At 68.4% G+C, this 16,801-nt stretch carries 17 protein-coding genes and 1 tRNA gene; 10 read left to right on the top strand and 8 right to left on the bottom strand.

The features are described from left to right. Window positions 1-218: 218 nt before the first annotated feature. The 8 genes from rpmB to FCK90_RS02930 all read left to right on the top strand — a co-directional run bounded on the left by rpmB (window position 219) and on the right by FCK90_RS02930 (window position 7,504). Complete coding sequence (gene rpmB / locus FCK90_RS02965) at window positions 219-455, top strand: 50S ribosomal protein L28 (RefSeq protein ID WP_158032802.1); 237 nt, start codon at window positions 219-221, stop codon at window positions 453-455. A 1-nt stretch (window position 456) separates the two neighbouring features. Next, window positions 457-624: a 50S ribosomal protein L33 gene (gene rpmG, locus FCK90_RS02960; protein ID WP_158032801.1), complete on the top strand. Its 168-nt coding sequence runs from the start codon at window positions 457-459 to the stop codon at window positions 622-624. Window positions 625-627: 3 nt separating this feature from the next. Further along, the gene (gene rpsN, locus FCK90_RS02955; protein WP_158032800.1) at window positions 628-933 is read left to right on the top strand and encodes a 30S ribosomal protein S14; all 306 of its coding nucleotides are present in this window, start codon (window positions 628-630) and stop codon (window positions 931-933) included. A 66-nt stretch (window positions 934-999) separates the two neighbouring features. After that, window positions 1,000-1,284, top strand: coding sequence for an HU family DNA-binding protein (locus FCK90_RS02950; RefSeq protein WP_158032799.1), 285 nt, complete (start codon window positions 1,000-1,002; stop codon window positions 1,282-1,284). A 262-nt stretch (window positions 1,285-1,546) separates the two neighbouring features. Continuing rightward, on the top strand, window positions 1,547-2,245 hold the full coding sequence (locus FCK90_RS02945; RefSeq protein WP_158032798.1) for a hypothetical protein: 699 nt from the start codon (window positions 1,547-1,549) through the stop codon (window positions 2,243-2,245). 165 nt (window positions 2,246-2,410) lie between these two features. Then, complete coding sequence (locus FCK90_RS02940) at window positions 2,411-3,112, top strand: copper resistance CopC family protein (RefSeq protein WP_158032797.1); 702 nt, start codon at window positions 2,411-2,413, stop codon at window positions 3,110-3,112. 127 nt (window positions 3,113-3,239) lie between these two features. Further along, window positions 3,240-5,444: a bifunctional copper resistance protein CopD/cytochrome c oxidase assembly protein gene (locus FCK90_RS02935; protein WP_158032796.1), complete on the top strand. Its 2,205-nt coding sequence runs from the start codon at window positions 3,240-3,242 to the stop codon at window positions 5,442-5,444. 161 nt (window positions 5,445-5,605) lie between these two features. Further along, window positions 5,606-7,504 carry an NHL domain-containing thioredoxin family protein gene (locus FCK90_RS02930; RefSeq protein WP_158032795.1) on the top strand — a complete coding sequence of 633 codons (1,899 nt, stop codon included), beginning with the start codon at window positions 5,606-5,608 and terminating at the stop codon, window positions 7,502-7,504. 12 nt (window positions 7,505-7,516) lie between these two features. On the opposite strand, the gene FCK90_RS02925 is transcribed toward FCK90_RS02930, so the two are convergent. Then, a complete protein-coding gene (locus tag FCK90_RS02925) occupies window positions 7,517-8,500 on the bottom strand; it encodes a hypothetical protein (RefSeq protein WP_158032794.1) in 984 nt (327 codons plus the stop codon). A gap of 146 nt (window positions 8,501-8,646) precedes the next feature. Between FCK90_RS02925 and FCK90_RS02920 the strand changes: the two genes are divergently transcribed. Next, entirely contained in the window at window positions 8,647-9,309 is a 663-nt protein-coding gene (locus tag FCK90_RS02920) for a hypothetical protein (protein ID WP_158032793.1), read from the top strand. Between the two features lie 203 nt (window positions 9,310-9,512). On the opposite strand, the gene FCK90_RS02915 is transcribed toward FCK90_RS02920, so the two are convergent. From FCK90_RS02915 to FCK90_RS02885, 7 genes are all read right to left on the bottom strand, one after another. Continuing rightward, window positions 9,513-10,766: an ABC transporter ATP-binding protein gene (locus tag FCK90_RS02915; protein WP_158032792.1), complete on the bottom strand. Its 1,254-nt coding sequence runs from the start codon at window positions 10,764-10,766 to the stop codon at window positions 9,513-9,515. Window positions 10,767-10,822: 56 nt separating this feature from the next. Continuing rightward, window positions 10,823-11,656, bottom strand: a complete 834-nt coding sequence (locus tag FCK90_RS02910) for a carbohydrate ABC transporter permease (RefSeq protein ID WP_158032791.1) — start codon at window positions 11,654-11,656, stop codon at window positions 10,823-10,825. Window position 11,657: 1 nt separating this feature from the next. Further along, on the bottom strand, window positions 11,658-12,608 hold the full coding sequence (locus FCK90_RS02905; protein WP_158032790.1) for a carbohydrate ABC transporter permease: 951 nt from the start codon (window positions 12,606-12,608) through the stop codon (window positions 11,658-11,660). Then, window positions 12,605-13,876, bottom strand: a complete 1,272-nt coding sequence (locus FCK90_RS02900) for an extracellular solute-binding protein (RefSeq protein WP_246179931.1) — start codon at window positions 13,874-13,876, stop codon at window positions 12,605-12,607. The genes FCK90_RS02905 and FCK90_RS02900 overlap by 4 nt, the downstream gene beginning before the upstream one ends. Window positions 13,877-14,109: 233 nt before the next feature. After that, window positions 14,110-15,135: an AEC family transporter gene (locus FCK90_RS02895; RefSeq protein ID WP_158032788.1), complete on the bottom strand. Its 1,026-nt coding sequence runs from the start codon at window positions 15,133-15,135 to the stop codon at window positions 14,110-14,112. A 3-nt stretch (window positions 15,136-15,138) separates the two neighbouring features. Continuing rightward, window positions 15,139-15,828: a class I SAM-dependent DNA methyltransferase gene (locus FCK90_RS02890; RefSeq protein ID WP_181954168.1), complete on the bottom strand. Its 690-nt coding sequence runs from the start codon at window positions 15,826-15,828 to the stop codon at window positions 15,139-15,141. Window positions 15,829-15,966: 138 nt separating this feature from the next. After that, a tRNA-Gly gene (locus FCK90_RS02885) sits at window positions 15,967-16,040 on the bottom strand. Between the two features lie 173 nt (window positions 16,041-16,213). On the opposite strand from FCK90_RS02885, the gene dcd reads away from it, so the two are divergent. Next, complete coding sequence (dcd, locus tag FCK90_RS02880) at window positions 16,214-16,789, top strand: dCTP deaminase (protein WP_158032786.1); 576 nt, start codon at window positions 16,214-16,216, stop codon at window positions 16,787-16,789. Window positions 16,790-16,801 lie beyond the last annotated feature (12 nt).

Genomic DNA, 16,801 nt, shown 5'->3' with positions numbered 1-16,801 from the left:
CGTGTGGTGGAGTCCGCACCCGACACCAAGATCTTCACCGTCGTCGTGGCGAACCCGTAACGGTTGCCACCGTGCGGAGGTCTGCAGACAGACCCCGGGTTCATGAACGGTGGTTGCAACTGAGGGTGACGGGACGCTTCGGCCGCTGCACCGGTGAGTCATTCATCAGCAAGCACCGTTAGCGTGCCGTCATTCGTCGACATATGGAGGAGAGCACTATGGCAGCGCACTGCCAGGTGACCGGGGCCAAGCCGGGCTTCGGGCACAGCATTTCGCACTCGCACCGGCGTACCAAGCGCCGGTTCGATCCCAACATCCAGAAGAAGCGTTACTGGGTTCCGTCCCTGCGGCGCACCGTCACGCTGAACGTCAGCGCCAAGGGCATCAAGGTCATCGACGCCCGTGGCATCGACGCCGTGGTCGCCGACATGACAGCGCGAGGGGAGAAGTTCTGACATGGCCAAGGACAAGGACGTACGTCCCATCATCAAGCTGAAGTCCACCGCGGGCACCGGTTTCACCTACGTGACTCGCAAGAACCGCCGGAACAACCCCGACCGCGTCGTGCTCAAGAAGTACGACCCGGTGATCCGCAAGCACGTCGATTTCCGTGAGGAGCGCTGAGTAATGGCCAAGAAGTCCAAGATCGCCAAGAACGAGCAGCGCAAGGTCATCGTCGCCCGCTACGCCGCGAAGCGTGCCGAGCTGAAGAAGACTCTGGTCGACGAGAACGCCACCGCAGAGGATCGCGAAGCAGCCCGCCTGGGTCTGCAGAAGCTCCCGCGTGACGCCTCCCCGGCTCGCCTGCGCAACCGCGACCAGATCGACGGTCGCCCCCGCGGCACCTTCCAGAAGTTCGGAATCTCCCGAGTCCGCTTCCGCGAGATGGCACACCGGGGCGAATTGCCGGGAATCACCAAGTCCAGCTGGTAATTTCCACCTGTAGTGGGTTCTCGCAAGGGACCCTCGCACAGACCCGACGTCCAGGAGGACATCAACATGGCTAAGAACCGCAGCGAGATCGTGGCCGAGGTCGCCGAGAAGGCAGGCATCACTCAGGCGCAGGTCAACGGCGTGCTGGACGCCCTGTTCCAGACCTTGGAAGCTTCCGTGACCAACGGCGAGAAGGTCACCATCCCCGGCTGGCTCTCCGTCGAGCGCACCGAGCGCAAGGCCCGTACCGGCCGTAACCCGCAGACCGGCGAGACCATCAACATCCCCGCCGGTCACAGCGTGAAGATTTCCGCGGGTTCCAAGCTGAAGGCTGCTGCCTCCGGCAAGTGATCCCCTGATCATCGGTGCAAGCCGGTGATTCAAGACGAGCGGTGGAATCCACACGGATTCCACCGCTCGTCTCTTGCGTCCAGAACTTCCGCCCAGATGTGAGTTGAGCCGCCCATCAGCGCTGATGGGCGGCTCAACTCACATCTGGGCGGAAGGGTGAACAGAGTGGGCGAGGTGGTTTGACGACGACGGCATAATGGAACCCGGCCGTTGACGCCGGCATCGCCGCTCACGAGTTCTGGACCAGGGGAAGGAGCAGGGCGTGACCCCACGTGCTTTGCGACTGACCCGTGGCTGGGCGGCGTCGTTCGTGGCGACTGGTGCTGCGGTGCTCGCGCACGTGGCCGCCGGAGGCGCCTGGCCGCCGCCCATGATCTTCGCCCTGTGCGTGGCCCTGTCCGCGCCGGTGTGCATGCTCCTGGCCGGGCTCAGGATCCCCCTGGCCGGCCTGACCCTCGCGGTGGTCGTCTCCCAAGGTCTCTTCCACGCCCTCCTGTCCCTGACCGGGGCCTATGTCACGGCGGCCGACCGCACCGGGCATGCCGGCCATCTCGGCGGCGGTCCGGCCGGAGGCGGCGCGGACCTGGTGCTCGTCCCGGCAGGCGGGGCGGCTGCGGCGCACGCGGGGCACTCCCATGTCGCGAGTGCTGCGGACGCGGCCGTGGGTGCTGTCTCGGGGGGCCACGCACTGGCGATGGGCGCATCGGGCATGCTGATCATGCATGTCATGGCGGCTGTGCTCGCGATCTTCGTGCTGCGTTACGGGGAGGCCGGCCTGTTCAAGGCCATGGCCGCGCTGCTGGTCCGTGCCGTCAGGCTGGCCGTGGCAGTCGCCATGCCGTGGGTCTCCGTGCGTCCCTGGCATCCCGGGTTCCTCGCGCCCCTGCCCGCCCGGGTGGTCGGCTGGGCCCGCAGCTCGATGCGCTACCGGGGGCCGCCTCGGGCGTTGCGCCTCACCTGACGGCTGGCCCGCCCGGCGTCGCTCCCGGCAGATGACCGGAGTGACGGATCCCGAACACGAGGGTGGCCCGGACCCGTCATGGTGGAGGCCTGCGCCTGACCGACCGATGACGATGCACGATCGAGCCCCGGAGGCCGGGACCGTGCACTGCCCGAAAGCAGAGACATGTCCAATTTCCAGATCCCTGAACCCCGTACCGGAACCGCACTGCAGGATCGGCCGAAGACCGGCCGGTCCATACGATCCCAGCTGGCCCGGCTCGCCGCAGCGACGGCCGCAGCCGCTCTCCTGGCACTTCCCGCCCCTGCCTGGGCGCACGACACCTTGATCTCCTCCGATCCCGCCGACGGCGCCCAGATGGACGAGGCGCCCGAGGAGATCGAGCTGACCTTCTCCGGCGACCTCCAGGACGTCGGCACGGCGGTGCAGGTCACCGACTCCTCGGGTGCCGACGTCACCGACGGCGATCCGGTCCTGAACGGCCCGACCGTCGCCCAAGCCGTCACGCCCCCCGGCGAATCCACTGGAGGGACCGATGGAGGGATCGAGGAGACCTATACGGTCGTGTGGCGGGTGGTCTCCTCCGACGGCCATCCCATCGAGGGGACCTTCACCTACGATGTCGGCCAGGACGCCGGCGCCACCGACGACGCCAGCGCTGTGCCGGCAGCGCCGTCGTCGGCCACCCCGGCGCAGGACCAGGACTCCGCGACCGGTGAAGCCGACCCGACGGCGACCGAGACCGGCGATTCGGATGACGGGGCACCCGTGTGGCTGTACGTCGCGGGGGGTGCAGTCCTGGTCCTGGTGATCCTGGGTGCGGTGGTCGCGGTACGCCGCATCGGCGGGGACCGTCACGACCGATAAGCCCGAGCAGAGGCCGGTGCCCGGCACGAGGACACCGGTAGGCCGTCGTGGAACGCATCATGAACGGCATGGACGACGGCAGAGGAACGGCCCGGACGACCGGTCCGGGAAGTGAGGACGACGCGGTATGAAGACCGGAGCACCCGAGAAGAACCAGGACGGCGGTACGGCCGCGGCCCCGGACCAGGGCACCGCACGGCCCGTGACGGCGGGGATGGCCGCGGGGATCTCCCCGTGGTGGTTGTCCGTGCCCGCTCTGGTCGCCTTGCTCGCGCTGGCCGTCGCGCTGGGCTTCTCGGGTGCCTCCGCTCCGCAGCAGGTGGCCGACCCCGGCCCTCTGGTGCGGTGGGGCCTGCCGGTCAGCGAGACCATCCGCAACGTCGCCTTGATCGCGACGATCGGCTCCCTCCTGGTGGCCGTGGGGGTGGTCCCGAGCGCCGCCGGCACCCGGAACGGCCGCAGCCGGGTCTCCAAGGAGGCGGACGCCCGGGAGCACCCCCTGTTCGCGCGGGTCCTGCAGCTGGCCGGCGCAGCCGCCGTGGTCTGGACCGTTGCCGCGGCGGTGGTGGTGGTCTTCACCTACGCCGAGGTGTCCGGCGTCCGGCTGAGCCCGAGCGCCGCCTATACCCAACAGCTGATCAGCTTCCTGACCGATATCCCCACCGGCCAGGCCCTGGGGGTCGAGGTGATCGTGGCCGCGGTCGTGACCACCCTGGTGTTCGGGGTGCGCTCCCTGCTGGGGCTGCTGCTGACGACCGCGCTGTCGTGCGTCGCACTGGTGGCCATGGCCCTGAGCGGGCACTCGGCGGGCGGTGACGACCACATGGGCGCCGTGAACTCCCTGGGCCTGCACCTGCTGGGCGTGAGCGCCTGGATGGGCGGGCTGATCGCGCTGGCATGGCTGTCACCGCTGCTGGCCCGCGACCGGTCCACGGCACGGCTGCCGATCGGCACCCGCGCCCGCCGGAAATCCGGTTCCGTCCGGGCGGCCGAGGGCAAGGAGGTGCCGCTCACGGCGGTCGTGCTCAACCGCTTCTCCCATCTGGCGCTGTGGTGCTTCGTGCTGGTACTGGCCTCGGGCGTGATCAACGCCGCGGTCCGCATCGGCAGTCCCTCCCAGCTGCTCAGCCCGTACGGCACGCTCGTGATCGTCAAGCTGGTGCTCACGCTGGCCCTGGGCGTAGCGGGGTACGTCCACCGCAGGGCCGTGATCCCGGCGTTGATCGCCGATCGGATGAGCGGGAAACGGGCCGTGTGGCAGATCGTCTTCGGCGAGCTGCTGCTCATGGGCGCACTGGTCGGCGTCGCCGTCGCCCTGGGGAACTCCGCCCCGCCGGTACCGGAGGACCTCTCGCCCGATGCCAGCCCGGCGCGCATCCTGACCTTCTACGAGCTACCCCCCGAACCCACCTGGGCCAGTGCGATCACCCAGTGGCGCCCCGACTGGCTGTGGGTCGCGGTCATCGCGCTCTTCGGTCTCAGCTACGGGTGGGCGCTGTGGAAGGTCGGCAGGACCGGCGGCAGATGGCCCGTGCTGCGCGCGATCTCCTGGTACATCGGCCTGATCCTGCTGTTCCTGGCCACTTCGGGCCCGGTGGCGGTCTACGCTCGCGTGCTGTTCAGCTGGCACATGGTCGAGCACATGTCCCTGACCATGATCGTCCCCGTGTTCCTGGTGCTCGGTTCCCCCGTGACCCTGCTGCTGCGCGCGCTGGAGCCCCGCCGGGACGGCACCCGGGGTCCGAGGGAATGGATCCTGCGCCTCGTGCACTCGACCTGGGGCAAAGTGGTCACCCACCCCATCTTCGCCGCGGTGAACTTCGCCGGCTCCATCGTGCTCTTCTACTTCACCCCGCTGCTGGGCCTGACCCTGCGCACGCACGTGGGGCACGAGTTCATGATGGCCCACTTCCTGTTCACCGGTTACATGTTCGCCCTGGTGCTGGTGGGCCAGGATCCCATTCCCTACCGCCCGCCCCATTTCATGCGGCTGGTCATGCTCATCGCCACGATGGTCTATCACGCCTTCGTCGGAGTGGCGATCATGGGCATGGACGTCCTGCTCGAAGCCTCCTGGTTCGGCAACATGGGCCGTGACTGGGGCCTGACGGCCATCGAGGACCAGCAGCGCGGCGGTGCGCTGATGTGGGGCATCGGGGAGCTTCCGACGGCGATCCTGGCCGTCGTCGTCGCCGTCCAGTGGGCCATCGCCGGCGGACGGGAGAACCGGCGGGTGGACCGGGAGGCCGATCGTACGGACGATGCCGAGCTGCGGGCCTACAACGAGATGATGGAGCGCCTGGCCGACGAGGACACGGGCAGGCGGAACTGACCTCCGCGCCGGTTCGGCACGCGGCACACGGGCGTGAGGCGCCGCACGGAATACCGGAGCCCCCGCCCTCGGTTGCAACGATGCGGGATCCCCGAGAGCACCACAGCCGCCGTGGCGTACATTGCGACCCACGGTGTGACCCGAAGACCGAAAGGACATCCATGACCGCCATCTCGCGCGTGCGCGCCTCTGAACTGACCGGGCGCGCCTGGCTGAACACCGGTGGTGAGGACCTCGACTGGCAGAAGCTGCGCGGCAAGATCGTGATCCTGGACTTCTGGTCGTTCTGCTGCATCAACTGCCTCCACGTCCTCGACGAACTGCGGCCCCTCGAGGAGCGCTACAGCGACGTCCTGGTCACCGTGGGCGTGCATTCGCCCAAGTTCGAGCACGAGGCCGATCCCGACGCGCTGGCCGCCGCCGTGGACCGCTACGAGATCCACCACCCGGTGCTCGACGACCCCGAGCTGGGGACCTGGGACGCCTTCACCGCCCGCGCCTGGCCGACGCTGGTGGTGGTGGACCCGGAGGGCTACATCGTCGCCCACCTCTCGGGAGAGGGCCATGTGCAGGGCCTCGTCTCGCTGGTCGAGGAGCTCGTGGCCAAGCACGAGGCCGACGGCACGCTGCATCGCGGCGACGGCCCCTACGTGCCGCGTCCCCAGCCCGAGGGGGACCTGAGGTTCCCGGAGAAGGCGGTGCTCCTGGAGGACGGCTCCGTCCTGGTCTCCGATACGGGCCATCACCGGCTCGTCCAGCTCGAACAGGACCTGGTCACCGTGCGGGCCACGTTCGGCACGGGGGACAAGGGCCACGCCGACGGCGGGGCGCAGGAGGCGCAGTTCAACGAGCCCCGGGGGCTCGCTCTGCTCCCGGCCGGCCTCCGCGATCGGGTGGGCTACGACGTCGTGGTCGCCGACACTGTCAATCACCGCCTCCGCGGCCTGCAGCTGGGCACCGGCAGGACCACGACCCTGGCGGGCAGTGGCGTCCAGCGGCTCCTGGACTCGGCCCGTGCGCAGGGGATCGACCCGGACTTCATCGCCGAGGGGGCCGACCCCCGCGAGGTCGCGCTGTCCTCGCCGTGGGATGTGCAGTGGTCGGCCGCCACCGATCAGCTCGTGGTGGCGATGGCCGGCACGCATCAGATCTTCGGTTTCGACCCGCGCACCGGAGCGCTCTCGGTCCTGGCCGGGACGGGGGACGAGGGCCTGCTCGACGGCCCGGCCCGTGAGGCCTGGTTCGCCCAGACCTCCGGTCTGTCCGAGGCTGCCGATGGCACCGTGTGGATGGCCGACTCCGAGTCCTCGGCACTACGCGCCCTGCGGGTCGCCGAAGGCGCGGTCACCTCGGCGGAGACCGCCGTGGGGCTGGGCCTGTACGACTTCGGCTTCCGCGACGGCGACTCCGCGCACGGGCGCCTGCAGCACCCCCTCGGCGTCGCCGCCCTGCCCGATGGCTCCGTGGCCGTGGCCGACACCTACAACGGGGCGATCCGCCGGTGGGAACCGGCGAAGAACCAGCTCTCCACGCTGACCCGCGGGCTGGAGGAGCCCTCCGACCTGCTCCTGGACCTGACCTCGGAGACGCCGGTGCTGATCGTCGTCGAGACCAACCAGCACCGGCTGGTCCGGGTGGCCGTCCCGGAGCAGGCCCTGCAGGCCGTGGACGAGGGGGCATCCGTGTCCCAGCGCCAGCGCACCCCGATCGCCCCGGGCACGCTCACCATCGACGTCCGCTTCGCCGCCCCCGAGGGCCAGAAGCTCGACGACCGGTGGGGCGACCCCACCCAGCTGAAGATCTCCACGTCGCCGGCCGGCGCCCTGGCCGGTGGCGACGGCACGGCGCAGGGGCTCACCCGTGAGCTCGTGCTGGCCGAGGGCGTGACGGAGGGTGTACTGCACGTCACCGCCCGCGCGGCAGCCTGCGACGGCGAGCCCGGGGGAGAGATCCCCGACCACGCCGCCTGCCATCTCTATCAGCAGGACTGGGGCATCCCGTTCACGGTGACCGACGGCGCCGACGATTCCCTGACCCTGGAGCTGCGCGGGCTGAACTGATCCGGGGGCCGGTTAGCGGCTGATCTCGGGTTCTCCCTGGTCGTCGAACCCGATGGTGGCCTGGTAGGTGAAGGGCACCCGCTCGGTATGCTCCTCGGTGGTTCCGTCGTAGAGGTCCACGGACGTGAAGCTCACCTCGGCCACGCCCCGGGCCTCCGACAGGGACCAGCCCGTGTCGGATCCGGCCGAGACCGAGATCTCGGGTTCGGGCTGCTCCACGATCTTCCAGGTGGGGGTGCCCTGGACACGGCCACCGAACTCGTGGGAGAAGGGGCAGTCCGCGGGGAACAGGGTGCGCTGGTCCGTGCACTGCTTCAGGTCGGCGCTGATCGAGCGCTGCACCTCGTCCGTCATCTTCTGCGAGGGACGCGCGGCCAGGGTCGCGGATTCGTCCTGGTCGGGCGCCGTGAGGGCTATCGACTCGGGCTCGGCGTCGACGTACTCCGAGGCGTAGGAGGCGGTGTAGAGCCCTGGCGGCAGGGCGGCGAACTCCTGGGTGGAGTCCGGCATGGCCGCTGAGGTGTCATTGATGTCGATGCTGGTGACACCCGGCATGGAGACCGTCAGGGTGGGCAGTGGGGTCTCGTCGAAGGACCACACCGTGAAGAAGCCCCACTGGGTGTCGGCCGGATGCAGGTGGTACTCGGTCGAATGCTCCTGGCCGTCGAGCGTGTAGTCGGCTCGGACCACCGCACTGTCGGCGTCCTGCGAGACCGTGCTGATCTCGACGTCCGACAGGGTCTCCGTGGCCTGGCGCAGGGCGTCGCCGTCGAGCAGGGTGGCGTCCGTGCCGGAGGGGACCTGCGCATTGATCGCCCCGAGAGCCCGGGCGCCGTCGCCCTCCTCGAGGTGGGTGAAGTAGGTGCGTACGTCCGTCTCGGGGCCGTACATGTACTTGTTGACGAGTGAGATGGTCACCCAGGCCGCAGCCACCGCCAGCAGCACCAGGAAGAACCATGCCCCCACTGCCCGGCCGATTCGGTCATTGCCCTCCATCCGCACAACGCTAGCCGAAGATCCCGCCAAACCCGGACTCGGTGACGGGCCTGTTGCTAGGGTCGATGCTGGCCCGCAGCGAGAGCGGGCCAGCATCGTGCGCCACGGGCATCGCGTGGCGGCAAGCCGTACGTCAAGGAGCCTGCGTGGCCGACAACATCCGCCATATCCCCGAGCGCTTCGGAGAGGTCCAGCAGGTCTGGCATCCGCGCATCACGTCCATGGGGCGCCGGCTGCTGGCTTGCCTGCCCCCGGCCCTCCTCGGGGTGATGTGCCTGGCGGTGCTGTGGCTGCGGCGCCCCGCTCCGGCGATCAGCGCGATCATCGCGGTGATCGTCCTCGCCTGCGTGGGACTGTGCTGGCTCTGGCTGCGCCCCAGCATGGTCGCGGTCACCCGGTCGCACGTCCTGGGCTCCCGCATCGTCGGGTTCCACAAGGCGCAGCGATCCGAGATCGAGCAGGCGGTCCTGGTCGAGGCCCTCGAGCGACCCGGGCAGGCTTCTGCCGGCCGTGACGGCAAGCCACGCCGGAGGGGGCTCACCAGGCCGTACCTCTGGCTGGTCGACGACGGCGGCCGCCGCCTCTTCCGGCTCGACGGCACCGTGTGGGACGTCAGGTCCCTGAACCAGCTGGCGGACTATCTCGGCGTCCCGGTCCAGAAGGTCCCGCGGACCACGCCCAAGAACCTGGCCCGTTCCTGGCCCAGGATCGTCGGCCCCCTGATGCGTTACCCGTGGATCAGATCGGTCTCCTCGGGGGCGGTGCTCATCGCAACCGTCGCCGTCGTCTACTGGCTGGCCTGGCAGTAGCACCCCGACCCCCCCCCCCCCCCCCCCCCCCCCCCCCCCCCCCCCCCCCCCCCCGCCGAGTGTCCGATTGCATACCGGAAACAGCTGAAAATCGGTATGCAATCGGACACTCGGCGGGGGCTGAGGGGGAGAGAGGGGAGAGGGAAAAAAGGGGGCGCCCCGCCGGACTGACCGGCGGGGCGCCCCCTCGTTGCTGAGACGGGTCAGAGGTTCTGGTCGTGCAGGCGCTTGATCTCGGCCTTGCGCTCCTCGTTGGCCTCGCGGGTCAGCTCCGCACCGGCCTCCTCGTCACGGGTCAGGTTCGTGCCCGACTCGGGGTCGAAGACGTGCATCTTCTGGGTGTTGACCCACAGGCTGGTCGTGCTGCCGCCACGGATGCGCGAGGCCGCGTCGAGCTCGACGACGACCTGGGCGGGCATCTCATCGGCGTCCAGGTCCTTGGCCAGCTCATCCAGCTTGGCCTTGACGTCCTGGTCCTGCTCGTAGCGCACGTAACCGTACTGCTGGTTGCCCAGCCACTCGGTGTGGGTCAGCTCCGCCTCGAAGGTCGTGCCACGGGCGGCCCACGGGGTGTCCTGGACATCCTTGGCGTCCGCGAAGTGCTCGGGGCGGATGCCGAGGACCAGAAGCTCCCCGGCCTGGTCGAGCTTGCCCTTCGCGTGCTCGGGCACCGGGATGTCACCGATCGGGGTGTGGAAGATGTCGCCGTCACGACGGGCCGGGAGGAAGTTCATCGACGGCGCGCCGATGAATCCCGCCACGAAGAGGTTGACGGGCTGCTCGTAGAGCTCACGCGGGGAGGCGATCTGCTGCAGGCGGCCCTTCTTGAGCACGGCGACGCGGTCGCCGAGGGTCATGGCCTCGGTCTGGTCGTGGGTCACGTAGAGCGAGGTGATGCCCAGGCGACGCTGCAGCTGGGCGATCTCCGTGCGCATCTGACCGCGGAGCTTGGCGTCCAGGTTGGACAGGGGCTCGTCGAACAGGAACGCCTCCGCATCGCGGACGATCGCACGGCCCATGGCCACGCGCTGGCGCTGACCGCCCGACAGGTTGCCCGGCTTGCGCTCGAGGTGATCGTCGAGGTCCAGCAGCTCCGACGCGTGACGGACCTTCTCGTCGATCTCCTTCTCCGAGAACTTGCCCTTGGCCAGGCGCAGCGGGAAGGCGATGTTCTCGTAGACCGTCAGGAAGGGGTACAGGGCGTAGTTCTGGAACACCATCGAGAGGTTGCGCTGACGCGGCTCCTTCTCGTTGACGCGCTCGCCGTCGATCAGGAGGTCGCCGGAGGTGATGTCCTCCAGGCCCACGACCATGCGCAGCAGCGTGGACTTACCGCAGCCCGAAGGGCCGACGAGGATCAGGAACTCACCGTCGGCGACGTCGATGGAGACGTCGTTGACGGCGGGGAACCCGTCGTCGTATTTCTTGACCAGATTGTTCATCGTGATAGATGCCATTTTGTATTGCCTCTCAAAGACTCAAAGTGGGATGTCGGTCGGGGCGAGCGGGGCGGTCAGCCCTTGACCGCACCCTGGGTCAGGCCTGCGACGATCTGGCGCTGGAAGGCCAGCACCAGGATGATGACCGGGATGGTCACGACGATCGCCGCGGCGGAGATGGCACCGGCGGGGTCCTCGAACATCGAGGCGCCGGTGAAGAAGGCAAGGGCCGCCGGGACCGGGCGCGCGGCGTCGGTCGAGGTGAGGCCGATACCGAACACGAAGTCGTTCCACGCGATGAAGAACGCGATGATCGCCGTGGTGAACACGCCGGGGGCGGCCAGCGGAACGATCACCTTCCGGAAGGCCTGGAACGACGTTGCCCCATCCACTTGGGCAGCGCGTTCGAGATCCCAGGGGATCTGCTGGAAGAACGCGGCGAGGGTCCAGATGGAAATCGGAAGCGTCAGCGACAGGTACGGCAGGATCAGGCCCAGCCAGGTGTCGTACAGCCCGATCTGGCGCCACACGTTGAACAACGGGGTCACGATCGAGACGACCGGGAACATCGACACCGCCAGCGCGGTGACCAGGATGATCCGCTTGCCCCGGAAGTCGAGGCGCGCGATCGCGTAGGCGCACAGGGTGGCCAGTACCACGGCCAGCGCGGTGGCGATCACGCTGATGCCGATGGAGTTCCGCAGGGCTGGCAGGAAGAGATCGCGGGCGGAGCCCGTGAAGATCATCTCGTAGTTGGCCCAGGTGAACGCGCTGGGCAGGAAGCCGCCCGACTGCAGATCGGCGTTGGACTTGAACGAGTTCATCAGGATCGAGAACACCGGGAAGAGGCTCCAGATCATGACGATGACGATCGCGATCGCCCAGCCGAGTTTCTGTTTGGTAGTCATATCAGCCCTTACCTCCCGCCAGATCGACCTTGAACACCTTGATCGCGACGAAGGCGATCAGCAGCACGCACAGGAACAGGATCACGGACACGGCAGAGCCGAGCCCGATCTCCAACCGCGTGATGGAGGTGCGATAGGCCAGCAGCGAGAGAGTCTCGGTCCCGTACTGGCCGTTGGTCATGATGAACACATTGTCGAAGATGCGGAAGGCATCCAGGGCGCGGAAGACGACCGCCACCATGATGGCCGCCTTCATGGACGGAAGGGTCACCTTGTACATCCGCTGCCACCAGCCGGCGCCGTCGACCTTGGCCGCCTCGTTGAGCTCACCCGGCACCTGCGCCAGACCGGCGAGGAGGAGCAGGGAGATGAACGGGGTGGTCTTCCAGATCTCGGAGGCCATGATCACGAACAGCGCCGACCACTGCTGGCCGAACCAGTTGAAGTCCGGCCCGATGATGGGCAGCCACTCGAACCAGGTGTTGACGTAACCGGTGTTGATGTCGAAGGCGTAGAACCAGGCGAAGGCCGAGACCACGGTGATGATGCCGTACGGCACCAGGATCGCGGTCCGGACCACGCCGCGGAAGGTCTTCAGCACGCTGTTCATGACCAGCGCCAGGGCGAAGCCGATCACGAGTTCGACGGCCACGGTCACGACCGTGATGAACAGGGTCACCAGCAGGGCGGAGAGGAAGACCGGGTCGCCCAGCACCGTCATGTAGTTCTGCAGGAACACGAACGAACGGTCGTCGGGGGCCGTGAGCCGGTACGAGTACAGCGAGTCCCAGAGGGCCTGCACGATCGGATACATGGTCACCAGGAGCATGACCACGAAGGCGGGGCCCGCGAGCATCCAGCCGAGACGCCGCTCGCCGCGCGTGCGGTCGGAGACGGGTGCCTTGGCCTCCTTGCCCTTGTGAGCGGGGCGTTGTTCAACGGTGGTGCTCATAGCATCGCCTCTCCGTTCAGCACGGACGTGATGAACTCCGCCGATTCCTTCGGGGTGTTCTCATTGACATCGTAGATCGGGGTCCAGGTCTGCTGGATGCCGGTCGAGACCTCGTTGTAGTACGGCGTCTGGGGGCGAGGCACCGCGATGTCGAGGGACTCGCGGATGGTCTCCGACATCGGGAAGGCCTCCTGGACCTCGGGATCGTCATAGGCGACGCTCGACGAGGCCGGGTTGCCGTCGCTGACCATGTACGACGACTGGTTCTCGGGGCTCACGATGCACTCGATGGCATCCCAGGCCTCTTCCTGGTGCTGGGAGTCGGAACCGACTCCCAGGTTGATGCCGCCCACGGGGGGAGCGGTCTCGGTATCGGCGTCCACCCGAGGCCACGTGGTCCAGGCGATGTCGTCGATCACCGACTGATCGATGGAGCCCTCCTCGGCCGCGGCGACCGCGGCGGGGTAGACGAAGGGCCAGTTGACCATGAAGGAGCCCTTGTCGCCGCGGAACTGGACGCCGGCGGCGCTCTCGTCCTGGGACGAGATGCCCGGGCCGCCCAGGCCCTTGTCTCCGATATTGCCGATGATCGCGGCTGCCTTGTCGCCTGCCTCCGAGTCCAGCCCGAGCTGGATTCCCTCTGCGGAGGCGGCGTCGCCCTGGACGATCGAACCGCCCGCGGACTCGATCAGCCCGTTGACCCACACGGTCATGGACTCGCCCTGGATTCCGTGAACGCCCAGGTACTTGTCCTGGGTCTCCGCGGCATCCATGATCTGCTGCCAGGTCACGGGCTGGGACATATCCAGACCGGCGGCCTCGGCCACCGACTTGCGATAGAAGAGCACCTGGGTGTTGGCGAAGAACGGCACGGTCACGTACTCGCCCTCCCACTGGGCGGCCAGAGCCGGGCCTTCGAGGGTGTCCTTGGTGGTCCGCTCGATCACATCGGCAGGAGGAGTGGCCAGGAAGCCCGGTTCCGCCAGTTCTGGGACGAACGGCGGGTCCAGGCTCATGATGTCCATGGTCTTGTCGCCGGCCGCCAGACGGCGAGCGAGCTGCTCGCGCTGCGAGGCGGCGTCACGGGGCAGCAGCGAGGTCGAGATGTTGTAGGCGCCGTTGGAGGCGTCCGAACACTGCTCGGCGAGCGCGGTCTGACCGCCGTTGTCGGGGTTGATGTACCAGGTGAGTTCGACGGGGCCGCCGTCATCGGAGGCGCATCCTGCCAGTACGAATGCGCCGATTGCGGCCACCGCGACTGAACGCAAAGCACGTCGGTGTGGTTTTGCTGTCACAAGTTCCTCCGTTTTCTCTGTGGCAGAGGGCGCGCCGTGAAGAACGGACCAGTCCCCTGACAGTTAGGTAGGTTACTCGTGCCTGTGAAGCTTGACACAATTGAAAGCCCCGATATTTCCAGGCTTTCGTACAGATTTCTTTAAGAGTCCTTCGGTGGCCCGGCCGTGGCCCGCCGGGGGTGCCGGCCTGGCCCGGTCAGGCCCGGTCAGGCCAGGATCAGGGCCACCAGAGCCATGGTCAGCATGGCGATCACGGAGGTGACCAGGACGACGTCGCGGCTGATGGGCTGCGCGGTCCGGTAGCGGACGGCGGCCACGTAGACGTTCTGCGCCGTGGGCAACGAGGCCATGAGGACGACGCCGAACAGGGCCGAGCCCTCCAGCCCCAGGGCCAGGCCGAACAGCCAGGCCAGGGCAGGCATGACCAGGAGCTTGAGCACGCTGAGCACCAGGACCTGCAGCTTGTGCGACCGTGGCCCCTGCAGCGGCTTGTGCTGGGTCAGGGACATGCCGAAGGCCGCCAGCATGCACGGAATGGCGGCCCCGGCGATGAGCTCGACGGGCTGCAGGGCGATCTCCGGGAGCTGCCAGCCCGTGGCCGCGAAGAGCACCCCCAGCAGGGAGCCCATCACCATGGGATTGGTGATCACCGAGCGGAGGATCGAGAGCACGTTGGGCCGCCGGCCGAGGACCACGATGTCCATGACCGTCAGGTAGACGGGCGTGTTGATCGCGAGCTGGAAGAGGATCACGGGAACCACGTACGAGGCGTCTCCCAGGACGAACGTGGTGAGGGGGATGCCGAGGTTGGCGGAGTTCACCTGCGAGGCGGCCTGCCCCGACATGACGACCTGGCCCAGGCCCGGCCGGTGCTCGCCGTCGGCGATCCGGACGCCGTCCCGCACCGTCGGCGCGGGCCGTTTCGGCTCGCCGTCTCCGCGAGCAGGTGCGGAACGACGGCGGCGGAGCGCGGAGTAGCCCCATTGCAGCGCCCACCACAGCGCCACGGTGGACCAGGCCGACATCAGGGCGACGGCCAGGGGCGCGGACAGGATGACCGCGATGTCCGCCTCGGCGACCGTCAGGAAGAGGAGGCAGGGCGAGGCCACCCAGAAGGAGAACTGGCTCAGCGTCCGCTGGGATCCCTCGCCCAGCACCCCGGAGCGGCCCACGAGCGAGCCCACCAGGATGATGGTCCAGATGACGGCGAAACCGGCCAGTACCCCTGCCATGGACTAGCGCTCGCCGGCCGTGCTGAGGATCGCCACCAGGAAGTCGCTGTCCCTCCGGTAGGGGCGGAGATCCCAGGTGGAGAATCGCTGGACGGTCGCGAAACCCGCGGTCTCGGCGTCGTCGAAGAACTGCTCGGGGTCGTAACCCCGGCCCGTGCCGAACCCGACCACCGCGCGGCCCTGAGGCGCGAGATGGGCGCGGAAACCGGACAGGACCGAACGGTGGGTGCCGGGGGCCAGGAAGGTCATCACATTGCCCGCGCACACGATCGCATCGAATCCCGCCGAGCCTGCTGGTCGGAGTGCCGTTCCCAGGACGTCGAGGTGCGCGAAGTCGCCGTGGAGCCAGGTGACTGCCGGGTGGTCCCGCCGGGCGGCTTCGATGAGGACCGGGTCGACATCGACGCCCACCACCTGATGCCCGCGCCGGGAGAGTTCCCCGCCGATGCGTCCCGGGCCGCACCCGGCGTCCAGGACGAGGCTGTGGCGGGAGAGCATGGCATCGATCAGTCGGGCCTCGCCGTCGAGGTCGGCGCCCTGCTCGCGCATGGTCTCGAAGCGGCGCACGTAACGGTCCGAGTGCTGGGGGTCCTTGGCGACCACGGCCTCCCACAGCGTGGTGAGCCGATCGGCCGGTGCACCGGTGGGCGCCAGCCGCCCGGCGCGGTCGGGAGTGCCGGGTTCAGGGCTCACGGGGTCTCCTTGCCGCGCAGTCGTCGATTGCAGTCGTCGATTCAGGTCATGCTCATATCGTGCTGGCCGCACCCGATCAGCTGGGCCAAGCGAAAAGCGCCCGCTGACCGGGAGGCCACGGGCGCTTTCCATGGTGCATGGAGCGGCTGACGGGAATCGAACCCGCGTATCAGGCTTGGGAAGCGTGCGCTCTACCATTGAGCTACAGCCGCAGGTGCTGACAGGGTCATCCCGGCAATGAGGTTATCCCAGCAATGCCTGAATGCCAGCAATGCCTGAATGCACTGCTCGACTGTAGTGAGCCCGTGACAACCGCGTCAACTCGGCGCAGGCCGGGCGGGCTCCAATGGACCCCCGCGCACCCCGGTGCGCTAGCGTGGGCGGCGTGCTGCTCTCCGATCGTGACATCCGCGCCGAACTCGACGCCGGCCGGGTCCAGCTGGATCCGTACGCGCCCGAGATGATCCAGCCCTCGAGCATCGACGTCCGCCTCGACAGGTGGTTCCGGCTCTTCGACAACCACAAGTACGCGGTGATCGATCCTGCCGAGGACCAGCCGGACCTCACGCGCCTGGTCGAGGTGGATGCCGAGGAGCCCTTCGTGCTGCACCCCGGCGAGTTCGTCCTGGGGGCCACCTACGAGAAGGTCTCCCTGCCCGACGACGTCGCCGCCCGCCTCGAGGGCAAGTCCTCCCTGGGCCGCCTGGGGCTGCTGACCCACTCCACCGCGGGGTTCATCGACCCCGGCTTCTCCGGCCACGTGACCCTGGAGCTGTCCAACATGGCCACGCTGCCCATCAAGCTGTGGCCCGGGTCCAAGGTCGGGCAGCTGTGCTTCTTCCGCCTCTCGTCCCCGGCGGAGTTCCCGTACGGCACGGGGGACCACAAGAACAGGTACCAGGGTCAGCGGGGGCCCACCGCGTCCCGTTCCCACCTGAACTTCCACCGCACCGGCATCTGAGGCCCGCCGGTG

Origin of the sequence: Kocuria coralli, from assembly GCF_008831305.1 — a bacterium.
In the GTDB taxonomy this organism is placed as follows: domain Bacteria; phylum Actinomycetota; class Actinomycetes; order Actinomycetales; family Micrococcaceae; genus Kocuria; species Kocuria coralli.
This window is presented reverse-complemented; position numbering and strand designations above follow the sequence as displayed.